Annotated in this window: 22 protein-coding genes; 10 read left to right on the forward strand and 12 right to left on the reverse strand. The window is 53.9% G+C overall.

Annotated elements, in window-relative coordinates:
* Nucleotides 1-75 precede the first annotated feature (75 nt).
* Complete coding sequence (locus IPM31_04280) at nucleotides 76-459, reverse strand: phage holin family protein (GenBank protein MBK9006192.1); 384 nt, start codon at nucleotides 457-459, stop codon at nucleotides 76-78.
* A gap of 35 nt (nucleotides 460-494) precedes the next feature.
* The gene (locus IPM31_04285; GenBank protein ID MBK9006193.1) at nucleotides 495-1,487 is read right to left on the reverse strand and encodes a GNAT family N-acetyltransferase; all 993 of its coding nucleotides are present in this window, start codon (nucleotides 1,485-1,487) and stop codon (nucleotides 495-497) included.
* A gap of 167 nt (nucleotides 1,488-1,654) precedes the next feature.
* On the opposite strand from IPM31_04285, the gene IPM31_04290 reads away from it, so the two are divergent.
* The 4 genes from IPM31_04290 (at nucleotide 1,655) to IPM31_04305 (ending at nucleotide 8,166) form a co-directional block, all read left to right on the forward strand.
* Entirely contained in the window at nucleotides 1,655-4,126 is a 2,472-nt protein-coding gene (locus tag IPM31_04290) for an AAA family ATPase (protein ID MBK9006194.1), read from the forward strand.
* 44 nt (nucleotides 4,127-4,170) lie between these two features.
* Entirely contained in the window at nucleotides 4,171-5,529 is a 1,359-nt protein-coding gene (locus IPM31_04295) for a hypothetical protein (protein ID MBK9006195.1), read from the forward strand.
* A gap of 146 nt (nucleotides 5,530-5,675) precedes the next feature.
* The gene (locus tag IPM31_04300) at nucleotides 5,676-7,676 is read left to right on the forward strand and encodes an immune inhibitor A (protein MBK9006196.1); all 2,001 of its coding nucleotides are present in this window, start codon (nucleotides 5,676-5,678) and stop codon (nucleotides 7,674-7,676) included.
* A 166-nt stretch (nucleotides 7,677-7,842) separates the two neighbouring features.
* Nucleotides 7,843-8,166 (forward strand): cupin domain-containing protein, encoded by a 324-nt coding sequence (locus IPM31_04305; protein ID MBK9006197.1) that lies wholly within the window; start codon nucleotides 7,843-7,845, stop codon nucleotides 8,164-8,166.
* A 122-nt stretch (nucleotides 8,167-8,288) separates the two neighbouring features.
* Here the strand turns inward: IPM31_04305 and IPM31_04310 are convergent, their stop codons facing one another.
* Nucleotides 8,289-9,533: an MFS transporter gene (locus tag IPM31_04310; protein ID MBK9006198.1), complete on the reverse strand. Its 1,245-nt coding sequence runs from the start codon at nucleotides 9,531-9,533 to the stop codon at nucleotides 8,289-8,291.
* Nucleotides 9,534-9,665: 132 nt separating this feature from the next.
* On the opposite strand from IPM31_04310, the gene IPM31_04315 reads away from it, so the two are divergent.
* Both IPM31_04315 and IPM31_04320 read left to right on the forward strand, forming a co-directional pair.
* The gene (locus IPM31_04315) at nucleotides 9,666-10,502 is read left to right on the forward strand and encodes a GNAT family N-acetyltransferase (GenBank protein MBK9006199.1); all 837 of its coding nucleotides are present in this window, start codon (nucleotides 9,666-9,668) and stop codon (nucleotides 10,500-10,502) included.
* A gap of 81 nt (nucleotides 10,503-10,583) precedes the next feature.
* A complete protein-coding gene (locus IPM31_04320; protein MBK9006200.1) occupies nucleotides 10,584-13,778 on the forward strand; it encodes a substrate-binding domain-containing protein in 3,195 nt (1,064 codons plus the stop codon).
* 178 nt (nucleotides 13,779-13,956) lie between these two features.
* On the opposite strand, the gene lpdA is transcribed toward IPM31_04320, so the two are convergent.
* A complete protein-coding gene (gene lpdA, locus IPM31_04325) occupies nucleotides 13,957-15,357 on the reverse strand; it encodes a dihydrolipoyl dehydrogenase (protein ID MBK9006201.1) in 1,401 nt (466 codons plus the stop codon).
* A gap of 716 nt (nucleotides 15,358-16,073) precedes the next feature.
* Here lpdA and IPM31_04330 point away from each other — a divergent pair.
* Nucleotides 16,074-16,844: an AMP nucleosidase gene (locus IPM31_04330; protein MBK9006202.1), complete on the forward strand. Its 771-nt coding sequence runs from the start codon at nucleotides 16,074-16,076 to the stop codon at nucleotides 16,842-16,844.
* Nucleotides 16,845-16,846: 2 nt separating this feature from the next.
* On the opposite strand, the gene IPM31_04335 is transcribed toward IPM31_04330, so the two are convergent.
* Nucleotides 16,847-17,863, reverse strand: a complete 1,017-nt coding sequence (locus IPM31_04335) for an alkaline phosphatase family protein (GenBank protein ID MBK9006203.1) — start codon at nucleotides 17,861-17,863, stop codon at nucleotides 16,847-16,849.
* 5 nt (nucleotides 17,864-17,868) lie between these two features.
* Nucleotides 17,869-18,315 carry a hypothetical protein gene (locus IPM31_04340; protein MBK9006204.1) on the reverse strand — a complete coding sequence of 149 codons (447 nt, stop codon included), beginning with the start codon at nucleotides 18,313-18,315 and terminating at the stop codon, nucleotides 17,869-17,871.
* A 32-nt stretch (nucleotides 18,316-18,347) separates the two neighbouring features.
* Between IPM31_04340 and IPM31_04345 the strand changes: the two genes are divergently transcribed.
* Complete coding sequence (locus IPM31_04345) at nucleotides 18,348-19,097, forward strand: SDR family oxidoreductase (protein MBK9006205.1); 750 nt, start codon at nucleotides 18,348-18,350, stop codon at nucleotides 19,095-19,097.
* A 39-nt stretch (nucleotides 19,098-19,136) separates the two neighbouring features.
* On the opposite strand, the gene IPM31_04350 is transcribed toward IPM31_04345, so the two are convergent.
* The 6 genes from IPM31_04350 to IPM31_04375 form a co-directional block, all read right to left on the reverse strand.
* Complete coding sequence (locus IPM31_04350; protein MBK9006206.1) at nucleotides 19,137-20,126, reverse strand: hypothetical protein; 990 nt, start codon at nucleotides 20,124-20,126, stop codon at nucleotides 19,137-19,139.
* A gap of 13 nt (nucleotides 20,127-20,139) precedes the next feature.
* Nucleotides 20,140-20,334, reverse strand: coding sequence for a PadR family transcriptional regulator (locus IPM31_04355; protein MBK9006207.1), 195 nt, complete (start codon nucleotides 20,332-20,334; stop codon nucleotides 20,140-20,142).
* Nucleotides 20,304-21,281: a hypothetical protein gene (locus IPM31_04360; GenBank protein ID MBK9006208.1), complete on the reverse strand. Its 978-nt coding sequence runs from the start codon at nucleotides 21,279-21,281 to the stop codon at nucleotides 20,304-20,306. The genes IPM31_04355 and IPM31_04360 overlap by 31 nt, the downstream gene beginning before the upstream one ends.
* Nucleotides 21,282-21,341: 60 nt before the next feature.
* Nucleotides 21,342-21,674, reverse strand: a complete 333-nt coding sequence (locus tag IPM31_04365) for a PadR family transcriptional regulator (GenBank protein ID MBK9006209.1) — start codon at nucleotides 21,672-21,674, stop codon at nucleotides 21,342-21,344.
* A gap of 139 nt (nucleotides 21,675-21,813) precedes the next feature.
* On the reverse strand, nucleotides 21,814-22,575 hold the full coding sequence (locus tag IPM31_04370) for a hypothetical protein (GenBank protein ID MBK9006210.1): 762 nt from the start codon (nucleotides 22,573-22,575) through the stop codon (nucleotides 21,814-21,816).
* Nucleotides 22,572-22,724 carry a hypothetical protein gene (locus tag IPM31_04375; protein MBK9006211.1) on the reverse strand — a complete coding sequence of 51 codons (153 nt, stop codon included), beginning with the start codon at nucleotides 22,722-22,724 and terminating at the stop codon, nucleotides 22,572-22,574. Before IPM31_04375 ends, IPM31_04370 begins: the two co-directional genes overlap by 4 nt.
* Nucleotides 22,725-22,807: 83 nt before the next feature.
* Between IPM31_04375 and IPM31_04380 the strand changes: the two genes are divergently transcribed.
* Together IPM31_04380 and IPM31_04385 are read left to right on the forward strand one after the other, a co-directional pair.
* A complete protein-coding gene (locus tag IPM31_04380; GenBank protein ID MBK9006212.1) occupies nucleotides 22,808-23,134 on the forward strand; it encodes a DUF4258 domain-containing protein in 327 nt (108 codons plus the stop codon).
* Complete coding sequence (locus IPM31_04385) at nucleotides 23,122-23,334, forward strand: DUF2283 domain-containing protein (protein MBK9006213.1); 213 nt, start codon at nucleotides 23,122-23,124, stop codon at nucleotides 23,332-23,334. The genes IPM31_04380 and IPM31_04385 overlap by 13 nt, the downstream gene beginning before the upstream one ends.
* The last annotated feature ends 151 nt before the right edge of the window (nucleotides 23,335-23,485 follow it).

Consider the following 23,485-nt stretch of genomic DNA (forward strand, 5'->3'; position numbering starts at 1 on the left):
TCCGCGCCACACGCAGCAATTTAAACGAAAAACTCCGGGCTGGTCGCCCGGAGTTTTTTTTGAGTCTCGCGCGAACTATGCTTTTTTACCCTTCAACTCATCCTTCAGGATCAACGTCAATACCACGCTCACCACGCTGACCACCAACCCGCCGAGAAAGGCGTTCCACCAAACGGGGTCGCTGATCGACAGCATGATGCCGAACGATTGCCCGATCACGCTTGTGAGCCAGAACAGGAAGGTATTGATCACCAAGGTGAACAGTCCCAGCGTGAGGATGATGAGCGGACAGGTGAGGAACTTGAGCAACGGTCTAAACAACGCATTGACCAAGCCAAAGATCAGCGCGAGCCACAGAATGGAAATGGGTTCGCCGTTTAGCGCGATGCCCGGCAGAAGCAATGCCGCCAGGTACAGGGCGATCGCGTTGACGCAAAGTCGCACAATAAATTTTGTCATAGTCGCTCCTCTTTTCAAATTCTTATACGAGAGAGTCACAGACGGGTTGCATCCGCGCGCATCCAAATTAACGTGCGGCGGGGTTTGAAGCCTGCGGAGGCGATGGCGTCGGTCAACTCGCCGCCGGGAAAATCGAGTAAAAGGGACGAGTGATATCGCAGAGCCCGCCGGGCGTGGATGAGCAGGGACTTCACCGCCTCCGCCTCCCTTGCGGTTGATTCGCCAGCGGAGGCAAGAATCAGGGAAGCCGACCGCCTCCCATGCGGAGCGGACGAGAGCGTTGCGGCCAATTCCCCGTTTTGTATCGCCGCCCATTGCGCGATCTCGCTATCCGTGAACAGGTTGGAGAGCCACGCCCAAAAACCCGGTCGAAGGGAGTTGAAACTCCAATGGTGGTACCAGGCAATCACGTCGGGGTAGACGCGGCGAAGCCAGCTTTGTTGTTGAATCCAGAAATCGGCGCGCCGAGGAACAATGCGAACATCCGAATCGATTGCGAGGAGGGCTGAGTCGGGGTTCGCCGTCCATGCGGTTCGGCGGGTGATTTCGTGGAATCCCAAATCTTCGTACAGTTTGACCGCGCCGGGATTGTCTTCGCGCACGTGAAGCCAGAGGGCGGTGGTATTTTTTTCGCGGGCTTGACGCATCACGCGTTCGGTGAGCGCGCGCGCAATGCCGTGGCGGCGATGATCGGGATGCGTCGCCACGTTGGCAATGAGATGAATGCGTTTGCCCTTGTCGCGGAAGGGGATGAGGCTGGCGTTGCCTACGATGCGGTCATTCTCTTCCCACACGTAACCCATCAACGGCATGGAGGTGGTCTCTGCCACATGGTTTGCCCAGCGTAAAAAGCCTTCGTCCCTGCCCGCTTTCCTCATATCGTCCACGTAGCGCTGACCATCGTTGTCCATCGCGCTCGAGAAGCACAACTCGATCAAGTCTGCCACCTTCGAGAGGTCGCGCAACATATTGAGCGGCCGCATGTGCGGATGGTCTTTGGCTTTGACCGGGAGGGTGATCGTGGTCATGCATGGAATTATAGTACCGTTGTTGCAATGCAAGGAGGAGATAACTTCATGAATTCCAACGTTCCTCTTACGCCGCATTGACAGACCGCCGATGCGGTGTTTGTTATAATGCGCCGCATATCGTAGTAACGACTTAAGTCGTTACTACGGGAGGAACAAACCCCATGATGCGATTTGACCGATTTACCGAGAGAGCCCAAGAAGCCGCCCAACGCGCCGCGGAGATCATCCAGCGCTATGGGCATAATCAAATTGATACTGAACACATCCTGCTGGCGTTGATCGAACAGCCCGGCGGGGTGATTCCCCAAATTTTAGAAAAACTTAGCGTCAGCCCCGAAGCGTTGACCGAGAGACTCGACGCGACGTTGCGCGCCAGCCCGAAAGCCAACATCTTCGGCGGCGGCGCGGGACAAATTTTTATCACGCCGCGCGTCAAGCGGATCATTGATCTTGCGAACGAGGAAGCGAACCGACTCAAAGACGAATACATTTCCACCGAACATATCTTCCTCGCCATTCTGACGGAGCGCAACACACCCGCCGCGCGGATCTTGGAATCGGCGGGACTCACGCGCGACCGCGTCTACGCCGCAGTGCAGGATTTGCGCGGCGGACAACGCGTCACCGACCCGCAGGCTGAGACGCGCTATCGCACATTGGACAAATACTCGCGCGACCTCACGCAATTGGCGCGTGAAGGCAAACTCGATCCCGTCATCGGACGCGATAATGAAATTTTGCGACTTATTCAAATCCTTTCACGCCGCACGAAGAACAACCCCGTGTTGATCGGCGAAGCGGGCGTGGGCAAGACCGCCATCGTGGAAGGTCTCGCGCAGAAGATCGCGAACAACGATGTGCCGGAGATTTTGAGCGGCAAAAGGGTGGTGGCGCTCGACTTGGGCGCAATGATCGCAGGGTCCCGATTTAGAGGCGAGTTTGAAGAGCGACTCAAAGCCGTGATGGAGGAAGTCCAGCGCGCGCAGGGCGACATCATCATGATGATCGACGAACTGCACACGGTCGTCGGCGCGGGCGCGGCTCAAGGCGCGATGGACGCGTCTAACATGCTCAAGCCCGCGCTTTCGCGTGGCGAATTGCAAGCCATCGGCGCGACGACGTTGGATGAATATCATAAGTACATCGAAAAAGACGCCGCGCTCGAACGCCGCTTCGCTCCGATCTATGTGGAGGAGCCGAGCGTGGACGATACGATCAAAATGCTTCAAGGTTTGCGCGATCGTTACGAAGCGCATCACAAAGTCCGCTTTGCGGATGATGCGTTGGTTGCCGCGGCTCGTTTGGCAGACCGCTACGTGACCGATCGAAAACTGCCCGATAAAGCCATTGACCTGATGGATGAAGCCGCCGCGAAATTGCGCGTGGCTTTGTATTCGATGCCGCCCGATCTTAAGGCGCAAAAGACTGAAATCGAAAAATTGCAAGCCGAAGAGGAACAGTCTGGCTTGAACCGCGATTACGAACGCGCCGCGCAGAAAAAATCGGAGCGATTGCGAATCGAAGAAGAGTATCAAGAGAAGCGCGATAAGTGGGAATCGGAACACCAGCTTGATGAAGTGGTGGATGTGGACGACATCGCCAGCGTGGTGCATCAATGGACGGGCATTCCCGTCACGCAAATGCTCGAAACCGAATCGCAAAAACTTCTGCACATGGAAGCGCGATTGCATGAGCGCATCATCGGGCAGGAGGAAGCCATCCACGCCATCTCCGACGCGATCCGCCGCGCGCGAAGCGGACTCAAAGACCCGTCGCGCCCGATCGGTTCGTTCATCTTCATCGGGCCATCGGGTGTCGGCAAAACGGAACTCGCCAAAGCCCTCGCGTGGTTCATGTTCGACGATGAAGAAGCGCTCGTGCGCATTGACATGTCGGAGTATCGCGAACAGCACACCGTGAGTCGACTCTTCGGCGCGCCGCCTGGATACGTCGGCTATGAGGAAGGCGGTCAACTCACCGAAGCCGTCCGCCGCCGCCCGTATCGAGTCGTCTTGTTCGATGAGATCGAGAAGGCGCATCCCGAAGTGTGGAACGCGCTGTTACAAATTTTGGATGACGGGCGTCTGACGGATGGTCAAGGCAATGTGGTGGACTTCCGCAACACGGTTCTCATCATGACCTCGAATCTGGGTACCGAATACGTGAGAAAAGGCGGCACCCTCGGCTTTTTACAATCCAAAGCCACCGACGAGGAACGCGACCAGCACGACAAGATCGAGAAAGCGTTGAAAGGCGCGTTCCGTCCTGAGTTCTTGAACCGCATCGACGAGATCATCATGTTCTCGCCGCTGACTCTCGAACAAATGGAAGAGATCGTCATCCTGCAAATGAAAGAAGTGCAAGACCGCTTGAACGAACACAACATCACTGTGCAACTCACCGACGCGGCGCGCAAGTGGCTCGCAAAGGAAGGTTACGATCCCGCGTTCGGCGCCCGCCCGTTGCGACGCGCGATCCAAAAGAATGTGGAGAGTCCGCTTTCGATGGAGTTGCTCGGCAACAAGTTCAAAGACGGCGCGGCTGTGACGGTGGATGTGGACGAGAAGAGCGAGAAGATTATCTTCCACACGGCTGAGCCAGTGAAGAAGAAAAGCAAACAGCACGCGGAGGCATAAAACGCGATGTGGCGGCAGTTCAACTGCCGCACATCTTTGTGGTTATGAACAAAAAACCGTTTAGTGTCTTAATCTCAATAGGCTTGCTTCTTTTTCTTGCCTTTACTCTGATTGTTACTCGCATTAATGCAGGTGATATTCATCTCTTGGAAGATGTCACTCCGACTGTAGTGCCTCCTGACATTCTCACTGAGATAGCGCCTACACCCCAACTTCTCTTGCAAGAAGATACAAATCCATTGTTCAACCCAGCGATTCAATCCTCGCCACCAGCAATTGACCTTCAAAAAATGTACCCGATATTCCCAGAAAGACCCAGTTCCGAATCGATCATCGAAACAAAACTCGATGGCGTTTTAATGGGGAATGGTATGCTTAGGTCAATCGAGCCTCCGGTTATTTTACATGGTGAGGAAGTGGGAAAATATGAATTAAGCGATCTTGCATGGGAGGAATGGACATTTGATTCTTTCATTACAATCTGGCCTGGCTTTCTAACGGCATCTCCATCTCAAGGTATATTGTGGGTGCAAATTGTGCCTCACCACAAACAATATCAAGACAGGTTAATATTACAAAGTCCACTTCAAGCCGGTGAGCTAAGTGTTGGCGGAGCAAGAGGGGAGAAAATAATTTTGAATTCAGAACAAGGTCAAACATTCTACTTTGATGTGCCTAGTTTAAGTTTCGTGGATTCTCTCGAGGAAGAAGTCTCAATTGCGCCTACCTCCACGTCAGCCGAAACAGTCATATCGCCGCAATCAGAAGATGCGCCCGATTTGCCTATTGATGCCCTCGACTATCAACCTGTAAACATACCTTTGGACTCTTCCATTAGCAAACCAGACGATTACGATTGGTTCCATTACTACTCTAGTGTGCCGGGCACTATTACAGTATCTGTGATCTCGCAAACAGGAAACTATGGAATAAGAGTCATACTTGTAGACAGCAACCAGTTGGGTGCGATTGTCGAAGAAAATAACTCATTAGGAACGGATAGCAAGCGAGTCACAATATCGAATGCTCCAAGCGGCGATTATTTGGTCAGAATATGGAGCTTGGATGGTTCATATAGCGAAAAGCATCGTTACACTTTGCAGTTTGAGGGTCCCTCACAGGATAAAATCACTCCAATTCTCGAATGTGTCGCCGAAAACCTCGATGGAACATATACAGCACGCTTCGGCTATGAGAATCCCAATTCATTTGTAGTTGTATTAGATTCTGATAACTATCAAAATAAATTTGAGCCAGCCCCAAATTTCCGAATTGGGCAGCCTGAAGTTTTTGCGCCCGGTCGAGTTAGCGATTGGTTCAGTATCCTGTTTGATGATAGCTTAACATGGGAACTCGATGGGAGCATTGTAACTGCCAATCGCAACTCGCCAAAATGCTCGTAAAGGAATAATAAAGATCGGAAGAAACTAAAAGTTGCGGGAGCAGTTCAATTGCTCCCACAACTTTTTATTGAGGGAGGAAAGAGTTCCTAATGTCAAATTCACAGATTCACGGTAAGATGCAGGGAACTTAAAAGGAGAAAACTTTCATGGAATTAAACAACAATCAATCGTCGAACAACACGACAAAGATCGTCGGGGGCATTGTTGCCATTCTGCTTTGTTGCGCGTGCGTCGTCATTGCCGCGGCGGGCTATTTGGTCTATCAAGCGGCGCAGAATATCCCTACCGATTTTCCGCCGCCCATTGATGTCTTTGAAACCCCATTGCCCACACCGGAGATCGAACGCCCAACCACCGACGAGATCTCTACCGAGACCGTTGAAACGCTGGCAGATACGCTCGTGCCGGAGAATGATCCCTACGAACTGGCGTGTCGTTTGCAAAATATCTGCAATGTGCCTACCACTGTCCCCGGTAAGCAATACAAACTAGGCGATCAAGAAACGTTCTGGGTGACAAATGTGGATACGGTGGAAAATTTCCAAGCCAAAGCCACCTTGCGGTACGTTGGCGACCATATCTATTTCTGGATCGAGAATGGCGTGAAATACGATGAAAGCGACTTGAAGCGACTCGGCGATACCTTCGAGAATCAGATGTACCCGACCAACCGCGAATTCTTCGGCAGTGAGCCAAACCCAGGCATTGATAATGACCCCCGCATCTACATTCTGTACGTGCGCGGCACCGGCGCCTCGAACGCGGGATATTTCTCCACGCCCGATGAATACAACCCCCTCGTCAAGGAATTTTCGAACGGGCACGAGATGTTCTTCTTCAATGCCGACAACATGGATTTAGGCGCGGAAGACACCTACGGCACGCTTGCGCACGAATTCCAGCACATGATCCACTTCAACACCGACCGCAATGAAGCCTCATGGATCAACGAAGGTTTCGCGATGGTCGCCGAGCTGTTGAACGCTTATCCCATTTACTTTGACTATTACTACATTACCGATCCCGACCTTAACCTGACCGACTGGTCGCCCGACCCCGGCTCGAACGGACCTCATTATGGGCAATCCTTCCTCTACCTTGCCTACTTCCTTGATCGGTTTGGGGAGGATGCGACAAAAGAAATGGTGAAGCACCCCGAAAACGGACTCGCCAGCATCGACCAGACTCTCGCCGACCTCAACATCACCGACCCGCAAACCGGGAAGGTCGTCACTGCCGACGATGTGTTCATGGATTGGGCGGCGACCATGTGGCTCCAGAATGAATCGGTTGGCGATGGGCGCTATCACTACGGAAACTATCCCGATGCGCCGAACATCTCCGTATCGCAATCCATTGATTCGTGCCCGCAATCCACCAGCGGGTCGGTCAACCAGTACGGCATCGACTATTTCACGATCAACTGCGAGGGAGATCACATCTTGAAGTTCAGCGGCTCGACCGTGGCAAAACTCCTACCCGCCGACGCGCACTCCGGCAAATACGCGTTCTGGTCGAACAAGGGCGACGAATCGGATATGACCCTCACGCGCGAGTTTGATTTCACTAATGTCAGCGCGCCGATCACGTTCTCGTATTCGATGTGGTACGACCTCGAGACCGATTACGATTATCTCTTCGTTGAAGCCTCCACCGATGGGCAGACGTGGCAGATCCTCACCACGCCGTCCTGCACGAACGAAGACCCCTCCGGCAATTCGTACGGTTGCGGCTACAACGGTCAGACCGGCGATTGGCAGCAAGAGGATGTTGACCTTTCGCAGTTCGCCGGCAAGAAAGTGCAGATCCGATTCGAGTACATCACCGACGCGGCGGTCAACGGCGAAGGCTTCCTGTTGGACGACGTTCGAGTGGACGCGGCAGGCTACACGTCCGATTTTGAAGCGGACGACGGCGGCTGGGTCGCCGAAGGATTCGCGCGTGTCGAAAACGTTCTCCCGCAGACGTTCCGCCTGTCTCTCATCGTCAAAGGCGATACGACCACTGTGACTCAAATCCCGGTCAACGCCGACCAGACGGCTGAATTCCCGCTTTCGCTGAAACCCGGCGAAGAGGCGATCCTCATCGTGACCGGCACGACGCGCTATACAAGACTCTCCGCGGCGTATCAGGTCGAAATCAAGTAAAAGTAAACACGTAGACAAGTAGACACGTAAACAGAACTTACGCAGTTGGCGGGCAGTTGTACTGCCGCCGCCGCAGTGCAACTACGGCGCAACAGGTTCACGTAGACAAGTAGACACGTAAATACGGATACAAGAGGTTTACCTGCCTAACTTGAATGGAGAAACAATGGCTACTGCTCCAAAATCTGAAATCCTTCACATGGCTGATCTGGTCGCTTATAACGACGGTTCTGTGGTCAGCCGCCAGATCACCAAAGCGGATGCGGGTAACGTCACGTTGTTCGCTTTCGACAAAGAGCAAGAGTTGAGCGAACACACCGCGCCATACGACGCGCTCGCGCATGTGTTGGACGGCGAAACCGAGATCAAAATCTCGGGCAAGCCGTTCCACTTGAAAACGGGCGACGCGATCATCATGCCCGCCGGTGAACCTCATGCGGTGAAAGCGTTGACGCGCTTCAAGATGTTGTTGACGATGATTCGGAAGTAAAAGTACACAAGAGATACGTAAACAGGCACACAGGAAAGAAGAATTTCCTTGTGTGCCTGTTTCCTTTTTAATATCCACGTATCTTCTTGTTTACGTGTTTACCTGTCTACTTGTTTACCTGTCTACGTATTTACCTGTTTACTCATCACCCCGCTGCCCCTCATATACGATAACGCCATGAACAACGGCACGAGAGACAAGAACCCCGCGATGACCGCCATCATTGTGTAACTCGAAGCGTCGAAGATGAATCCGCTGGAGAGACTGATGATCGCCGAAGCAAGCCCGACGAGGAAATCGTTTGTGCCTTGCGCGCGCGAACGCTCCACCGGCGAGAGTTGATCGGAAAGCAACGTCGAGCCGCCAACGAAACAGAAATTCCATCCCAAGCCTAACAAAAATAACGAAATGCCCAACGGCAACACATCCGGTGAGAGTGGGGCGGTGATGCAGGATAGCAAAAGAGTCAACGCGCCGATCAAGATCATCCTGCCGCGCCCGATCCTATCCAACAGCCAGCCTGAAATGATCGAAGGCGCGTACATGCCAAACGTGTGCGCCGAAATAACGGAGTAAATGTCGGCGCGGTTATGGTTATGGTCTTCCATGTGTAACGAGGTGATGACCATGATCGCCACCATCACCACCTGCCCCAGCATCATCGCAGTGACGGCGGTGATCGCCGCGGGTTGGCGCAGAGTCTCCAAAATGGGTCGCGCTTCACCGTGCGGAATCTCGGATGGATATTGCTTCGCCACTTCTTTGCCCACATCGCGCGGATCGGGGCGCAAGCCGATGAACACAAGAACGGCGGCGATGGCGAACAAGATCAACGTGGTGGCATAGGCGCCGGCGAGTTCATCCATGCCAAGCGAAACGACGAACCCGCTCATCGGCACGGCGGAGACGCGCGCCAGGATCGTCCCGATCACGCCGCCCAGTACCACCATCGAGATCGCCCGTCCGCGCCGGTCCGGCGGGTTCACTTCCGCCGCGGCAAAGCGGCCTAACTGCACCGCCGAGTTGGTCGCGCCCATCATCATCAAACCGAGGATGACCAGCAGGAAGGAAGCATGTTGGATGGCGAACAACACCAGAACATTTCCCAGAATGCCGATGAGCAAACCGGACACGATCCCGTTGCGCCGACCGATGCGATCCATGATGACGCCCCATGCCGAAGCCGATAACGCGCCGCTCAACAAATAGGCGGCGGTCGGCAGGGTTGCCCACGAACGGTCTGCGGCAAGTTTCGCGCCGAGGATGGGGTTGATCGCCGCCGCGGCGATGAATCCTGCCGACGCAAAACTTTGCGCGATGAAGAGCGTGAAGGTGATCTTTGATGCAATGCGTTTAAAGTCTGTCATGAAATTGTCCTCTTTGAACTTTGCGCTCGATGGCTCTCATGCCGTCGAAAACGGCTAAGCCCCGTAGTCTGTCATGAAATTGACCACATTGGACTGGCGGATTATACATGGGATGCGGGTAAAATTTATCGCATGGATTTCGACCTCCAGCCCGCTTCAGACCTGCCTCTGCCTGATCTCCTCCAGACGCTGAATCGCGGCTTTGAAGAATACCCTGTTCCCATCCATCTCAGCCTGTCGCAGTTCATCGACATGGTCCGCAAAGACAGCATCGACCTGACCGCCAGCCGCGTTCTGTTCGCGGACAACAAACCGCAAGGCGTGGCGTTAATCGCGCGGCGCGGCTGGACGAGCCGGCTCGCGGCGATGGGCATTGTCATCGAATCGCGCAACAGAGGCGCCGGCTCATGGCTCATGGAAAAATTGATCCGCGAAGCGCGCGAACGCGGCGACCACGAAATGACGCTTGAGGTGATCGAGCAAAACGATCCGGCCGTCCATCTCTACGAAAAATTTGGGTTTCAGATCATAAGACGCTTGATCGGTTTGATCCGGCGCGAGGCGGTGGAACTCGAAGACGCCGCGCTGCGGGAGATTGACGTTCGTGATGCGGGAGCCTTGATCTCGCAATTTGGTCTGCCCAACCTGCCGTGGCAACTCTCCGGCGAGACCATCGCCCAGATCACTCCGCCCGCGCGCGCATTCCATCATGGATCCGCTTTCATTGTGCTTTCAAACCCGGATGCTAATCACGTGGTGATCTGGTCCGTGCTGGTGAAACCCGAGGCGCGCGGAAACCGTCATGGCTCTCTTCTGTTGAAACAGGTGATTGCCAATCACCCAGGCAAGACCTGGCATGTGCCGGCGATCTGCCCGGAGGAACTAGCGGTAGTGTTCGAGCGCGCCTGCTTCGAGCGCGAGACCCTCTCGCAATGGCAGATGCGCCTCCCGTTGGGCGCCTCCACCTGAGAAAATTGTAAAGCGCCGAATCAAGTTGGGCGGCGGGTGAAGCGATATACTTTCCCCCAGCCTACGGCGATCCTATTTCATATGCCAACATCCGCGAAACGTAAAACGATCGGTGTCTTCGTCTCCCAAGTCGGCCGCGCCTGGGGGGCGGAATTCCTCGCGGGTATCGCGGACGCCGGCGAAGAAAATGATGTCAATATTTTGTATTTCGTTGGCGGCACGCTCAAGTTATTCGTCCAGCCCAAACCCTCATTCGGATTTTACGATCTTGCCCATACCGAACAATTGGATGGCTTGATCGTGACCGCGGATACCGCGTTCGGCGTAAGCGCGGAAGACTTGAAAATTTTCCGAGAGATGTTCGGGGAATTGCCGCTTGTCACGCAATCGGTCAGTCTGGACAACGCCTCCATGTTCATCCCCGATAATACGGAAGGGATGCGTTCGCTGGTGCGCCACCTGGTCGAGGAACACGGGTACAAACGTATCGCTTTCCTGCGCGGCATCCGCGGGCAGATCGACGCGGAACAACGTTTCGAGGCGTACAAGGAAGAACTCAAAGCGCGCGGCATCCGCTTCGACGAACGCCTGGTGGTGGACGGCGATTACTCCACCGACGGCGGGCGCGAGGGGATTCAGGTCTTGCTCGATGAGCGTAAAGCCCAATTCGAAGCGCTGGTAGCGGCAAACGACCGCATGGCATTCGGCGCGCTCGAAATTTTGCAACAACGCGGAATCCGCGTGCCCGATGAGATCGCTGTGGCTGGCTTCGACGACCTGCGCGAGGCGCAAAGCACCGGGGTTTCACTGACTACCGTGCGGCAATCGTTTTATACGGCGGGCAGGCAGGCATTCGAAGCGTTGATCAATCGTATCGACGGCAACACCATCCAGAAAGTAACGGTCACCCCAACCCAATTGCTGATCCGCTGGTCGTGCGGATGTCTTCCGGAAAACGTTAAACAGGCGGCGGTCGCTCCGCGCGAAGTGGCAAAGACGGGACGGCTGGAAAACAAACGCGAAGCCGCCCTGCGAGCCTTGTTGACTTCCGCCGGCGTCGCGGAAAACGATGCGTCGCACGCATCATTCCGCGATTCGCTCAGCCTCGCCTGGGATGCCCTCCTCTCCGCCTTGCGCGAGAATACCAACGGGGATGATTTCCTCAAAGCCATCAACGCCATGGTGGAGTTGATGGAAAAGCGCGATCTTCCCGCAAATATCTGGCACGGCGTGATCTCCGTGATGAGGCGGTACGCGCTGGGCGGCATCAAAGAACATAACACCATGTTACTCGCCGAGAATATGTTCCAGCAGGCGCGCCTGCTCGTGGGCGAACTTTCACAGCGCGCGCAAGCCTACCGCCGCTTGATGCTCGAACAACAGGAGCACATTCTACAGGGCTTCAGTTTTTCGATGGCGCCGGTCATGTCCATGGATCGGCTGGGGGCGGCAATCGAGGAACGCTTTCCCGAAATGGGCATCGAACGCTGGTACGTGATGTTCTTCAGCGATTCAACCACTGCGCCGCACCTGGCTTCCTCCGCCCCGCCTGAAAATTACAATTTGCTTTTCCAATATGAAGGCGCAAAGTTCGAGGTGCCCTCCCAGCGCACCTTTGTGGGCACCGGTCAACTGGTGCCGCGCGGAAAAACCCCGCAAGGACGGCGCTACACAGCGGTCATCATGCCGCTTTCGCTGGCGCGGAACCGCTTCGGGTTCATGTGGGCAGAGATGGGTCCGCGCGATTGGGAAGTGTACGTTCGCGTGCGCAATCTCGTCAGCAGCGCGCTCTTGCGCGTGATGCTCGCGCAACAAAAGGAACAGGCGCAACACGAGGTGGAACGCCTGCTCAAAGAATCAAAGGACCGCGCCGTCGAACTGTCCATCGCCAAAGAATGGTCCGAACAGACCGCCGCCGAGAACGCGAAACTGTACTCCAGCGAACAAGCCCGGCGTCGCGGAGCCGAAGCGCTGACGAAAGCCATGCGACAGATCTCCTCGCTGGGCAAAGTAGACGAGGTGCCGGCGCAGATCGTGGAGCAGTTATCCAACATAGTGCCGCATGACCGTTGCGCGTTGTTCCTCGAGGCGGTGAACGGCATGGAACTTGTCGCGCATCGCGGCTTTCCTCAAAACGCGCCCATCGATGAATTGAATTACAACATCAACGGCACGAACATCCTGCACTTCGTTGCCAAACAAACCGACCCGATGCTGGTCAACGATATTCAACAAACGCGCGGCTGGGGGCAATCGGAATGGCTCCCGCCCGACCGCTCGGTGCTCAGCGTGCCCCTGCAATCGAAAAAGAAATTCGTCGGCATGTTGACGCTGACGCGCGCTGAACCGTCCGCGTTCAACCCCGACGACGTTCTGCTTGCCAGCACCTTTGCCCTACAAGCCTCCATCGCCCTGGAAAACGCCAAACTCTTCGATGAGGTGACGCGCTTCAACGAAATGATGGAGCGCATGGTGGAATTGCGCGTGAACGAGCTGGGTGTGGCGCACGATACGCTCAAAAAACTCGACAAGAACAAAAGCGATTTCATCAACGTTGCCGCGCATGAACTGCGCACGCCGCTTACGGTTATCAAAGGCTACATGGGCATGGTCAAAGCCTCGTCCGCCGTAAAAACCAGCGCCGAACTCTCTCAAGCCGTAGACGGAGTGCTGCAAGGGAGCGAACGACTCCACCAGGTGGTTAACAGCATGTTGGACGTGGCGCGGTTGGAGAACCAAGTGTTGAATCCTCACCTCGATGAAACGTCGCTCGGCCCCATCATGCGACTCGTCCAAAAGGATTACTCCGCCGACCTGCAAACGCGTCAACTCACATTGGAGCTTGATCCGTCCATCTCAGCCGTTCCCCCGCTTATGGCAGACAGCGAACTCCTGCAAAAAGCGCTGGACAACGTGATCGTCAACGCCATCAAGTTCACTCCCGACGGTGGCACCATCACCGTCAGCGCGAAGGTGACCCACGCCGAGGGCGCCGGGGAGGTGTGCGAGATCCGCGTCCACGATACCGGCATCGGCATCGACCCCGCCGATCACAAGATGGTGTTCGAGAAACTTTATCAACTCGGCGATGTGGAGTTGCACTCCTCGGGCCGCACTAAATTCAAAGGCGGCGGACCCGGCTTGGGTCTCGCCATCGCGGCGGGCATCGTCAAAGCGCATCATGGGAAAATTTGGGTGGAAAGCCCCGGTCACGATGAAGAAAAATTGCCGGGTAGCGCGTTCTTTGTGCAAATTCCCCTGGCAAAGACAAGATAGCCGCAACACATACTACACCGCGCAAAAGCCTCCGAGTTTCATACCCTCGGAGGCTTCTCTTCAACAATTTTCTTAGGACATACGCAGTTGAACCTGTTGCGCCGTAGTTGCACTGCGGCGGCGGCAGTACAACTGCCCGCCAACTGCGTAAGTCCCGATTCTCTATCTTTCTACTCTCTTAAATATGTATCGGACTTCCCTCCGCGCCGTGCGCGGCTTCCATCAGCGCTTCGCTTAACGAAGGGTGGGCGTGGACGTTACGCGCGATCTCGCGCGGCGTCAACTCCATCAGGTGGGCGAGCGTGAGTTCGGGGAGTAACTCGGTCACTTCGGGACCGATCATGTGCGCGCCTAAAATTTCGCCGTATTTTTCATCTACAACGATCTTCACCCAGCCAGCGTAGTCGCCGAGTCCCAACGCTTTGCCGTTCGCTTGAAACGGAAACCGCCCGATCTTGATATTGTAGCCGCGTTCTTTTGCCTGCGCTTCGGTGAGTCCGAACGAGGCGACCTGTGGATGACAATAAGTGGCGCGCGGCATCATTTCATAATCGAGCGTGGTCGTTTCAGCGCCGGCGATATTTTCGGCGCAGATGATTCCCATCGCCGAACCGACGTGCGCCAGCATGAGTTTGCCGGTCACATCGCCGATCGCCCAAATGCCCGGCACATTCGTTTGCATCTTTTCATTGACTTCGACAAAGCCGCGCTCGCTGATCTTGACGTTTATATCTTCAAGCCCGAATCCCTTGGAATTGGGGCGGAACCCGATCGCCGCCAAAGCCTGATCCGCTTCGAGAATAGTTTCCTTACCCTCCGCGCTGACTTTTACTTTCACGCCCGCTTTCGTCGCCTCCACCGATTCGACTTTATGCCCAACGAGGCACTTAATGCCGCGCTTCTCGAATTCCTTTTTCAATTCTTTCGAGACTTCCTCATCTTCGAGCGGAACGAGGCGCGGCAACATTTCCACGATTGTGACTTCCACGCCGTACGCGCTCCACACGGTTGCAAATTCAACGCCGATCGCGCCCGACCCGATGATGACCACCGACTTGGGAAGTTTCTCTTGCAAGATGGCTTCCTTATAGGTGACGACCTTCTCGCCGTCCACTTTCCACACAGGAGGGACAGCCGCGCTCGCGCCGGTGGCAACGATGATGTTCTTTGCCTTCAACTCCGTTATTTTTTTGTCGGCATCGGTCACAGCCAATGTATCTTTTGATTTGATCTTTGCTTCCCCCATAAAAACGGTAATGGCGTTCTTTCGCATCAGAAAGCCAACGCCCTTCACAAGACGGTCGGAATTCGAACGCGAGCGTTTGAGAGCCACGCCGTAATCGAGTTTCAAATTATCGAAGGAGAAGCCGAAATCCTTGCCGCGTTCGCGCAGGGTATGCGCCACTTCCGCATTCTTCAACAATGACTTGGACGGGATGCAACCGACATTCAAACACACGCCGCCAAGCCACTGCTTATCTACAATTGCAACCTTCTGCTTAAGTTGCGCGGCGCGAATGGCGGCAACGTATCCCGCCGGCCCCGCGCCGATGACGATCACATCGAAATTTTCTGCCATAGAAATCTCCTAATATATGTCATTGTGAGTCGAAGCAGTCAAAATATTAAGCTGATGTTACGCGCTGTCCCGAAGGTTGAGTAAAAACCGACCTTGATTCACGAAAACTTTCGGGACATTCTGCGTAAGGCGAATATTAAAGACACAAGCGCGTCACAACGACATTGTTTTCGACTATTTTACTATTAATCAAGGTAAGAGGCTTTTTATTCTGATCTCGCTACCGTACATTGGCGCCGCCGAGCCCACAGACTTAAACTGAAAGAGCCGGGGGCTCCAAGCCCGGCTCTTTCAGTATCAAAAGGAGGAGAAGAGAACCTAACTGTATCATCAGCCTGTAAACTATGCTTGGCGTCTGCCCTACGTCACCCAAACGATTTCACGACGATTTGAATGAGCCTTTTCTCATCGGAGTCGTGAGTTCGTTCCATACTGTTCTATGCGACATTTGTGAATACGGGGGTGGCTAAAATAATGGGTCAGGACTTACGCAGTTGGCGGGCAGTTGGACTGCCGCCGCCGCAGTGCAACTACGGCGCAACAGGTTCAACTGCGTAAGCCCTATGGGTTAAATTTTCTTCGCCACAGAGATCACCGGGTCCTCTGAGAGAAAAGCTCAAAAACCTCTGCGAATTCTGTGGCTAACCCACAGAATTCGCAGAACTTAATTTCAGGTAAGATTGAGCGCAAATCGCGTTTCAGGATTTGGAGTCCCCATGAAAACAAAAGAAGAGATCGTGCGCAACTGGCTTCCGCGTTATACCGATACGGCGCTTAAGGATTTCGGCGAACATATCTTGCTGGTCAACTTCGAAACGTATTTGCACATGTTTTCGGATTGGTTCAACGTTCCCATCCGCGGCGAGGGCAAGCCCATGCCCACGGTCACAGCGGAAGGCATAACGCTCATCAACTTTGGGATGGGAAGCGCCAACGCCGCCACCATTATGGATCTGTTAGGCGCGGTCAAGCCGCAAGCCTGTCTGTTCCTCGGCAAGTGCGGCGGACTCAAGAAAAAGAGCAAGGTCGGAGACCTGATCCTGCCTATTGCGGCGATTCGCGGAGAGGGCGCCTCGAACGATTATTTCCCGCCCGAGGTCCCAGCCTTGCCTGCCTTCAATCTTCAAAAAGCCGTTTCAGCGACGGTCCGCAACAATGCGCGCGATTATTGGACCGGCACCGTTTACACGACCAACCGGCGCGTCTGGGAACATGACGAGGAATTCAAAAAATATCTGCGCCGCATCCGCGCGATGGCGATTGATATGGAAACAGCCACGCTCTTCGTTGCGGGCTTTTACAATAAGATTCCGGCGGGAGCCTTACTGTTGGTTTCCGATCAGCCCATGATCTCCAGCGGCGTGAAGACCGCAAAGAGCGACAAAAAAGTTACGCAGAAATATATGGATATGCACTTGCGCATCGGAATCGACTCGCTCAAGGAATTGATCAACAACGGGGAAGAGGTCAAACACTTGCGGTTTTAGAATCACTTGCACTGTGTCGATTCTTTGACGACGGGCAAGCCGAACGCTTCATACACGGGAACTCCATCCCATTCGGCGGGAATCGGCAACCCGAGGGCGAACGCGGCTGTGGCGGCAGTATCCATCGTGTGAACGCGCGTCGTCAACGGTTTGGGCTGGATACCCGCCCCCGACGCGATCCACGGGATGGTCATATCTTCGGGAAGCGAGTAGCCGTGCGTTGTATCATGCCCGCCATGATCGGCGGTGACGATGATCAGCGTTTCGCCGCGCAAGCCTTTCGCGTCTAATTCGGCAAGAATCAACCCTAATGCCTCGTCCGCGCGGAAAGCGACGCTGATCTGTTGAGACGAAAGCCAGCCGTATGCGTGCCCCATGCCATCCACCAGCGGGAAGTGAACGAACAGCACGCCAAAATTTTCAGGGAAGTCGGCAATCAACCGTTTTGCAACGACCAGGTCGCGGTCATTGACGTAGGTGAAGATGTCAAGGCTTGAAGCGTCGGTCACTTGTTGTAATTTTTCCTTGCCCGCGTGCATCACAGTTTGAAAGCCTGCCGCATGCGCGATGTCGAATAAGTCGGCGCCCTGCGCAATTCCTTTTTCGGGGATATAGTCGTTCCAGTCTACGCCGTGTTTGGATGGACATAAACCGGTCAACATGGATGAATGGGAGACCAGCGTCACGCTTGGGTACACGGTTTGCGCGGATAAGGTATACGCGCCCATCTGCATCAATGTTTGCACATTCCGCATCGGCGCGAGTGAGATCAGGTCAGGGCGCAGTCCGTCAATGGATAAGATCAACACGCGGCGGGCGAGAGGCACAGGCGTGGGCGTGATCGTCGGCGTGGAGGTCTCTGTTGGGGTTGCAGTGAGGGTGGGAGTCGCGGTCAGCGTTGGCGTGAGGGTCGCGGTGGGTGTGGACGTTGGAGAAAAAGGCAAGCCCGCAACATTCGGCATCTGGCAGGCAAGCAGAAGGAGAAAAAGCAAAACGGGAAAAAGGTTTTTGCGATTCATCAGGGTCAACTCTCAATTGAAATTTCTTGCGGGTTCATTGATACTTCTACTTTTTCGCCGTATTGAATGTCTTTGATCTCTTCCGCAATCACTTCAAGCAGGGATGGATTCTGAAAGTGGCGCAATTTCGTTTCGGGATGCGGATAATACACCCAGCCGTCGTATTCCACTTCTTTGAAGATAACTTTGCAACGCGAAAACGAAAAATGTTCGGGCGGATGCAGGTCCGTCCATTTGACGTTGTAAAAAGTGAATTCGGGTCGGACAAGTTTGAACGTGTGCGGGCTAATGTCAATGTTGAGCGTGCCGTTGAAATAATTGCTGAGGTCGAGTCCGCGCGCGGCGAACAAAGGTCGCTGGCGGCTCAAGGCTCCATAGGGGTAGTCAGCCGAAGGTCCGGAAGCGACGCGGTAGCCTTCCACGATTCGTCCACGAACGCGAGTCTGTCGCATGAGGGAAGTATAATGCCGAATGAGGAGTCCTCATGCGCTTTGAAAATAAAACGGTTTTGATCACGGGCGGCAATCGCGGCATCGGTCTTGCGGCGGCGCGTTTGTTCGCGGGGCAGGGGGCGCGAGTCATGTTGATGGCGCGCGACCAGGCGAAAGGGGAGGAAGAAGCGAGGCGCATCCCGAAGGCGAAATTCATCAAAGGCGATGTATCCAATGCCGAAGATTGTCAGCGCGTTATTGAGGAAGTTGTTCACGCTCAAGGCGGGCTGGATGCGCTGATCAATTGCGCGGGAATTATTTTTCGCAATCGAACCGTTGAACAAACGAGCGAAGAGGAATGGGACGCGACGTTCGATGTGAATGTGAAGGGCGCGTTTCTGATGTGCAAACATGCGATGCCGATTCTGCGCGAGCGGAAGGGATGTGTGGTCAACGTCGCTTCATACGTCGGGTTGGTTGGGTTCGCCAACACGGCGGCGTACGCGGCGTCGAAAGCCGCGCTCGTCAACCTGACTCGCACGTTGGCGCTCGATCATGCGCGCGAGGGCGTGCGCGTCAATGCCGTGTGCCCCGGCAGTGTGGATACCGACATGATCCACGACGCGTGGAAAAAGTTTGGCGATGTGGAAGAGGCGAAGCGTGTGTGGGCGGAGAAACATCCGCTTGGCAGGATTGCGCGGGCAGATGAAGTGGCAAACGCAATTTTGTTCCTCGCCAGCGACGAGGCGAGTTTCATCACGGGCGTCGCTTTGCCTGTGGATGGCGGTATCACAGCGGCTTAAAAAGAACTCCGAGATGTTGACCATCTCGGAGTTCTTTGCTTACTTCGCCAAACGTCTCCACTTGATCACAGAGTCAGCCATATCCCAGATGCAGATGCCAATGACGATCGCGGCGCTGATGTTGACCGTCCATTTTGCTGATACTGCCACATTACGCAATTCCTCGGTTGGCGCGTTTTCAGCGAATGTTGCCAGAAATGCGGGACTAAAGATTTCCTGGGTTGTTACCAACGCTACAATGAAGACGATCGTGCCTATGCACAGAAGTACGTTGCTCACGGTCAGCGCGGTCGTCCAGTTGCCGATCTTCAGTTTGAAGAACTCGATCATGTAGGTCAGAAATGCGATCACTGCGAAGATCGGGAACCAGACGTTCCACAAGTTAGGATGAAAGACGGGCACAAATCCTTCATCGCCACGTAGCCATGCCGTGAAGGGAGGCAGGACGATCCATGCGAGGAACAGGCTATAGAACACAATGTTCGTCAACACCTCGCTCACACTGATCTGGCGTGTTGCGGGCGCCTTCGGCAGTTGGGCAACCGTCCATGCTTTGGCTTTGGGTGTGCTCATCTCTTCGGGTTTGGCATTCGAGTGTTCCACGATGATAAAAGCGACAGAGACCCAAAAAAGTATTCCCGTTCCCACGTCGAACACAGACCCTATTGCCCGCTCGATTGCCCCACCGAAATCCAGAGGGTCTTTTGAAAACACTAGAACGAAGGAAACCATTGCAACAATGGGAAGCGCCGTAGAAAGCACACGTTTGAGAGTCGTCAGGTACAGGTCATACCAATCGGGTCCGATCAGGAAGCGTTTGGCTGGCGAATATTTATAGGCGAGCAATTTTGGGTCGCCGAGTTGTTCGAGCGTCTGCGTGATGACCTTCTCATTGGCTGAGTTTGCCGATGCTCCACGCTCGTCGAGCATGTCATCCACCATCGAACGTATTTCCGCTTCAATGTCCGAGCGATCTTTTTCTGGCAAATGTCTGCCGACTTCCGCGATATATCGATCAATTAAGTTCATTTCATTCTCCTTCTTACGACAACATCTGGGTCATGGTCGCCGTCATGGCAGACCATTCCTTTTTGAGTTTGCTCAGCACCGCCTTGCCTTGCGCGCTGATCACGTAATAGCGGCGCGGACGCGCTTCGTCCACGATGCGCCAATCGGACTGTAACAGTCCCTGTGACTCAACATCAGTTACTTTGTCTTGTAGTTTATCCTCAACAATCCATACAAGGCTTTTGCCAGTTCAATCCCCTGAATGATGAGGACAACGATCAGGACGATCCACGTGGTGTAGTTGGCGGCAGTGATAACTTTGCCAGCCTCTTCAGAAATCTTTATGAAGTTCAACAGCGACTCATTCGAAAAGAAGGTGAGGTCAGGCGTGCGGATGAGCGCGACGGTGACCGCAATCCCAACGGCTTCGATGATCACTTTGGTAATTCGACTCAGCATGTTCCATTTTGCAAGGAAGAGTAGGTACACATCAAGAATGATCTCGGCGAGGAATACCGCGTTGATCCATGGGATGAATTTCGAAAATTCTTCTGTAAATACGGGCAGGTTGAACAGTCCGTTCAAGAATGCCAGCCCAAGCGCCGTGAACGCAACCTCTGCGATCAAGTCGCCGCGCTTCACCAGATCGGGGTCAGGTTGTTTTGCGAGCGATGCTGGATCCCAATTTTTGTCATCGGAGAAATCGCCGATCTCTTTTTCAGGCAAAACGCGTTCGAGGATGGCGAAGACGAACGCGACGTTCCCGAATGCCGCGATGGCGGCTGAAAACGCGTTCCCAAATCCCTGAAAAATGATTTGCATGAAATCTGCCGCAAGGAGAGGATAAGCCGTCACTGCTTTTACCCAACCGATCGCAAGCATGACGACGACCACAACCGTGACCACGATCTTCAATACCATCAGAAAGAACGGGAACATGCGCGGACCGATCAAATACGGATGCGCGTTGTAACTGGATGCGATCTCCTGCGGCGAGCCGTATTCTTTCAGTAGTTCGATCTCCATCGCTTCATCACGCGGACGCCCAGCCTGTTCCGCTTTATCTTCGAGCATATCCTCCAGTGTGGATTTCAATTCCTTTTCCACATCCTCGCGCCCTTTGAGGAGCGGCAGGTGTTTGCCGACTTCGGCAACATATTTGTCAATCAGGTTCATTTCATTCTCCTTACTTGTTTTCTTGTGTGTTGACGTTAGAGAACGTCAACCACACGCGGATTACGATAGCATTTGTGTCATGGTCGCCGTCATGGCAGACCATTCCTTTTTGAGTTTTGTCAGCACCGCCTTGCCTTGCGCGCTGATCACGTAATAGCGGCGTGGACGGGCTTCGTCCACGATGCGCCAATCGGACTGTAACAGTCCCTGCGCCTCGAGCCTGCGGAGCAGGGGATAGAGCGTGCTTTGGTCTATCTCCATGCCCTGATCGGAGAGCGCCTTGAGCAGGGAATAGCCGTATTGCTCCTTGCTCAACTGGCTCAGCACCGCAAGAGACAGGATGCCGCGTCGCAGTTCCAACAGCATGTTTTGTACGAGTTCATCATTGTCCATGTGTCACCTATGCCTCGTACTATACTGTATATCATACAGTATGTCAAGAGAGAAAGTATAGGATGATAGAAACAAAAACCATCCCGAAGATTAACTTCGGGATGGTTTTGCCCTTATCTTGCTGATCGGGATATGTTGATTATGTGCAGTCTATTTCATAAAGCGCTTCTGCAACCAGACTGTTGGGGCTGGTGACCACCAACCTCACCCAATATTTTCCCGCTACTACCGGCAGAACATGGGTATATTCACCGGAGACTTCCTTGATGCCAAACGCGTCGAAGTCGGTGTTTTTGACCGGCTGGGCGCCTCCCTGCTGGGTTTCAAAATACCATTTGACTTCAGTTGGTCCGTTGGTTTCGATGGAGCCGGTGAATTTCACCGGAGGGATCACCCCGATGCACAACAGAACCAGATCAATGAGTTTGGGCTCCAGTTTAATTGTCACATTGGTAACGGATGCGGCTTGGGTCTGCGCCACTTGCAAGCCAGAGAGGTTGCCCGACGCGCTTGTTACACTGGAGGCAACCCAGCAGTTCCGTCCGGGGTTGAGCGGGTCTTGAATCAGCCACCAACTCGCGTCTGAGTTTTTCCCCACGATCTGCGCGCTTTGTCCGATGTTCAGGGCGCTGGTCGCCAGCCATGCCGTGCTGGGACCCAGCCGGCAATTCACCGGTTTATCGAGCGTCGTGACGGTCGGCACACTGGGGGTGAAGGTTAATGTGGGGAGCGGCGTATCGGTTGGCGGCGGTGTGCTGGTCGGCGCTGGCGTGTCGCTGGGCAATGCCGCCGTTTCGGTAAAAAGAGGCGTTGCTGTCGCTTCCGGTGTATTGACCGGCAAATTGCATGAGACTGCAACAAACGCGGTTAACAAAAACAGAGTGATGAGTTTATGTTTCATTCGTTCTCCTTGGAACCTAAGTGGATCGATCTTGCGGGATAAATAGAGATTTTGCCATGGATGATTTTCTTACCGTTTGACTCCACATGCGCGTCGGTCAGTTGGTCGTCGAGCAGGAAGGGGTCGTCCCATTTGAAGGTTGGTTTCATAAATTCCTCGAGGCTGGAGATTGATGACGATTGTATCAAAAGTTGTTTACGGGTTTTAGAAAAAAGGTAAAATAGAAGCATCTATGCCCAGTGAATCAGACATCCTTTTTGAGGTGATGACTCCGCTTGGCTTCCAAGTCCGCGTGACGAAGGACTACTGGGAGTTGATTGTTTCCATCAAGCACCCTGTCATGGCAGGACGCGAACAAGATGTCAAAATGGCATTAGAACAGCCCGACGAAATTCGCCAAAGCAAATCGGACGAGAACGTTTTTCTGTTTTACAAATCTGAACGGGCAAGGCGTTGGATCTGCGCGGTGTCCAAGAGAACCAACGAAAGAGAAGGATTTTTGATCACGACGTATCCGACAGGCGCGATCAAAGAAGGAGTGCAAGTATGGCACAAGTAAAAGTTTATTATGACCGTGAGGGTAATACGCTTACGGTTTGGTTCGGCAACCCTGCCGATGAATTTGTCGCGGAAGAAACAGGTGAGGAAATTGTCTTGATGAAAGACCGAGAAGGTAAAGTCATAGGGTTCGAGAAGTTGAACTTTACCGCTCAATCAGCAGATGCGGTTAGGGTGGCTTTCGAGACGGTTGCCGCATAACGAAACTCAAATAACAGAACTCGGAGGTCCCCAAGACCTCCGAGTTCTTGATTACATCAAATATTAGTGGGAAAAAAATTCGGGGTTCGTGTGATACATTCCTGTAAAACGCGTATTAATCCATGAGATGACAGTGCAAAACGAAGCAATC

Origin of the sequence: Candidatus Defluviilinea gracilis, assembly GCA_016716235.1 — a bacterium.
In the GTDB taxonomy this organism is placed as follows: Bacteria; Chloroflexota; Anaerolineae; order Anaerolineales; family Villigracilaceae; genus Defluviilinea; species Defluviilinea gracilis.

Excerpts from the sequence above, each read along its gene's own strand:
- IPM31_04300 (MBK9006196.1), top strand. The coding sequence starts at position 5,676 with ATGGAATTAAACAACAATCAATCGTCGAACAACACGACAAAGATCGTC.
- IPM31_04280 (MBK9006192.1), bottom strand. The coding sequence starts at position 459 with ATGACAAAATTTATTGTGCGACTTTGCGTCAACGCGATCGCCCTGTAC.
- IPM31_04365 (MBK9006209.1), bottom strand. The coding sequence starts at position 21,674 with ATGGACAATGATGAACTCGTACAAAACATGCTGTTGGAACTGCGACGC.
- IPM31_04285 (MBK9006193.1), bottom strand. The coding sequence starts at position 1,487 with ATGACCACGATCACCCTCCCGGTCAAAGCCAAAGACCATCCGCACATG.
- lpdA (MBK9006201.1), bottom strand. The coding sequence starts at position 15,357 with ATGGCAGAAAATTTCGATGTGATCGTCATCGGCGCGGGGCCGGCGGGA.
- IPM31_04335 (MBK9006203.1), bottom strand. The coding sequence starts at position 17,863 with ATGAATCGCAAAAACCTTTTTCCCGTTTTGCTTTTTCTCCTTCTGCTT.
- IPM31_04295 (MBK9006195.1), top strand. The coding sequence starts at position 4,171 with ATGAACAAAAAACCGTTTAGTGTCTTAATCTCAATAGGCTTGCTTCTT.
- IPM31_04370 (MBK9006210.1), bottom strand. The coding sequence starts at position 22,575 with ATGAAACATAAACTCATCACTCTGTTTTTGTTAACCGCGTTTGTTGCA.
- IPM31_04345 (MBK9006205.1), top strand. The coding sequence starts at position 18,348 with ATGCGCTTTGAAAATAAAACGGTTTTGATCACGGGCGGCAATCGCGGC.
- IPM31_04360 (MBK9006208.1), bottom strand. The coding sequence starts at position 21,281 with ATGAACCTGATTGACAAATATGTTGCCGAAGTCGGCAAACACCTGCCG.
- IPM31_04350 (MBK9006206.1), bottom strand. The coding sequence starts at position 20,126 with ATGAACTTAATTGATCGATATATCGCGGAAGTCGGCAGACATTTGCCA.
- IPM31_04385 (MBK9006213.1), top strand. The coding sequence starts at position 23,122 with ATGGCACAAGTAAAAGTTTATTATGACCGTGAGGGTAATACGCTTACG.
- IPM31_04380 (MBK9006212.1), top strand. The coding sequence starts at position 22,808 with ATGCCCAGTGAATCAGACATCCTTTTTGAGGTGATGACTCCGCTTGGC.
- IPM31_04340 (MBK9006204.1), bottom strand. The coding sequence starts at position 18,315 with ATGCGACAGACTCGCGTTCGTGGACGAATCGTGGAAGGCTACCGCGTC.
- IPM31_04330 (MBK9006202.1), top strand. The coding sequence starts at position 16,074 with ATGAAAACAAAAGAAGAGATCGTGCGCAACTGGCTTCCGCGTTATACC.
- IPM31_04315 (MBK9006199.1), top strand. The coding sequence starts at position 9,666 with ATGGATTTCGACCTCCAGCCCGCTTCAGACCTGCCTCTGCCTGATCTC.
- IPM31_04290 (MBK9006194.1), top strand. The coding sequence starts at position 1,655 with ATGCGATTTGACCGATTTACCGAGAGAGCCCAAGAAGCCGCCCAACGC.
- IPM31_04320 (MBK9006200.1), top strand. The coding sequence starts at position 10,584 with ATGCCAACATCCGCGAAACGTAAAACGATCGGTGTCTTCGTCTCCCAA.
- IPM31_04375 (MBK9006211.1), bottom strand. The coding sequence starts at position 22,724 with ATGAAACCAACCTTCAAATGGGACGACCCCTTCCTGCTCGACGACCAA.
- IPM31_04305 (MBK9006197.1), top strand. The coding sequence starts at position 7,843 with ATGGCTACTGCTCCAAAATCTGAAATCCTTCACATGGCTGATCTGGTC.
- IPM31_04310 (MBK9006198.1), bottom strand. The coding sequence starts at position 9,533 with ATGACAGACTTTAAACGCATTGCATCAAAGATCACCTTCACGCTCTTC.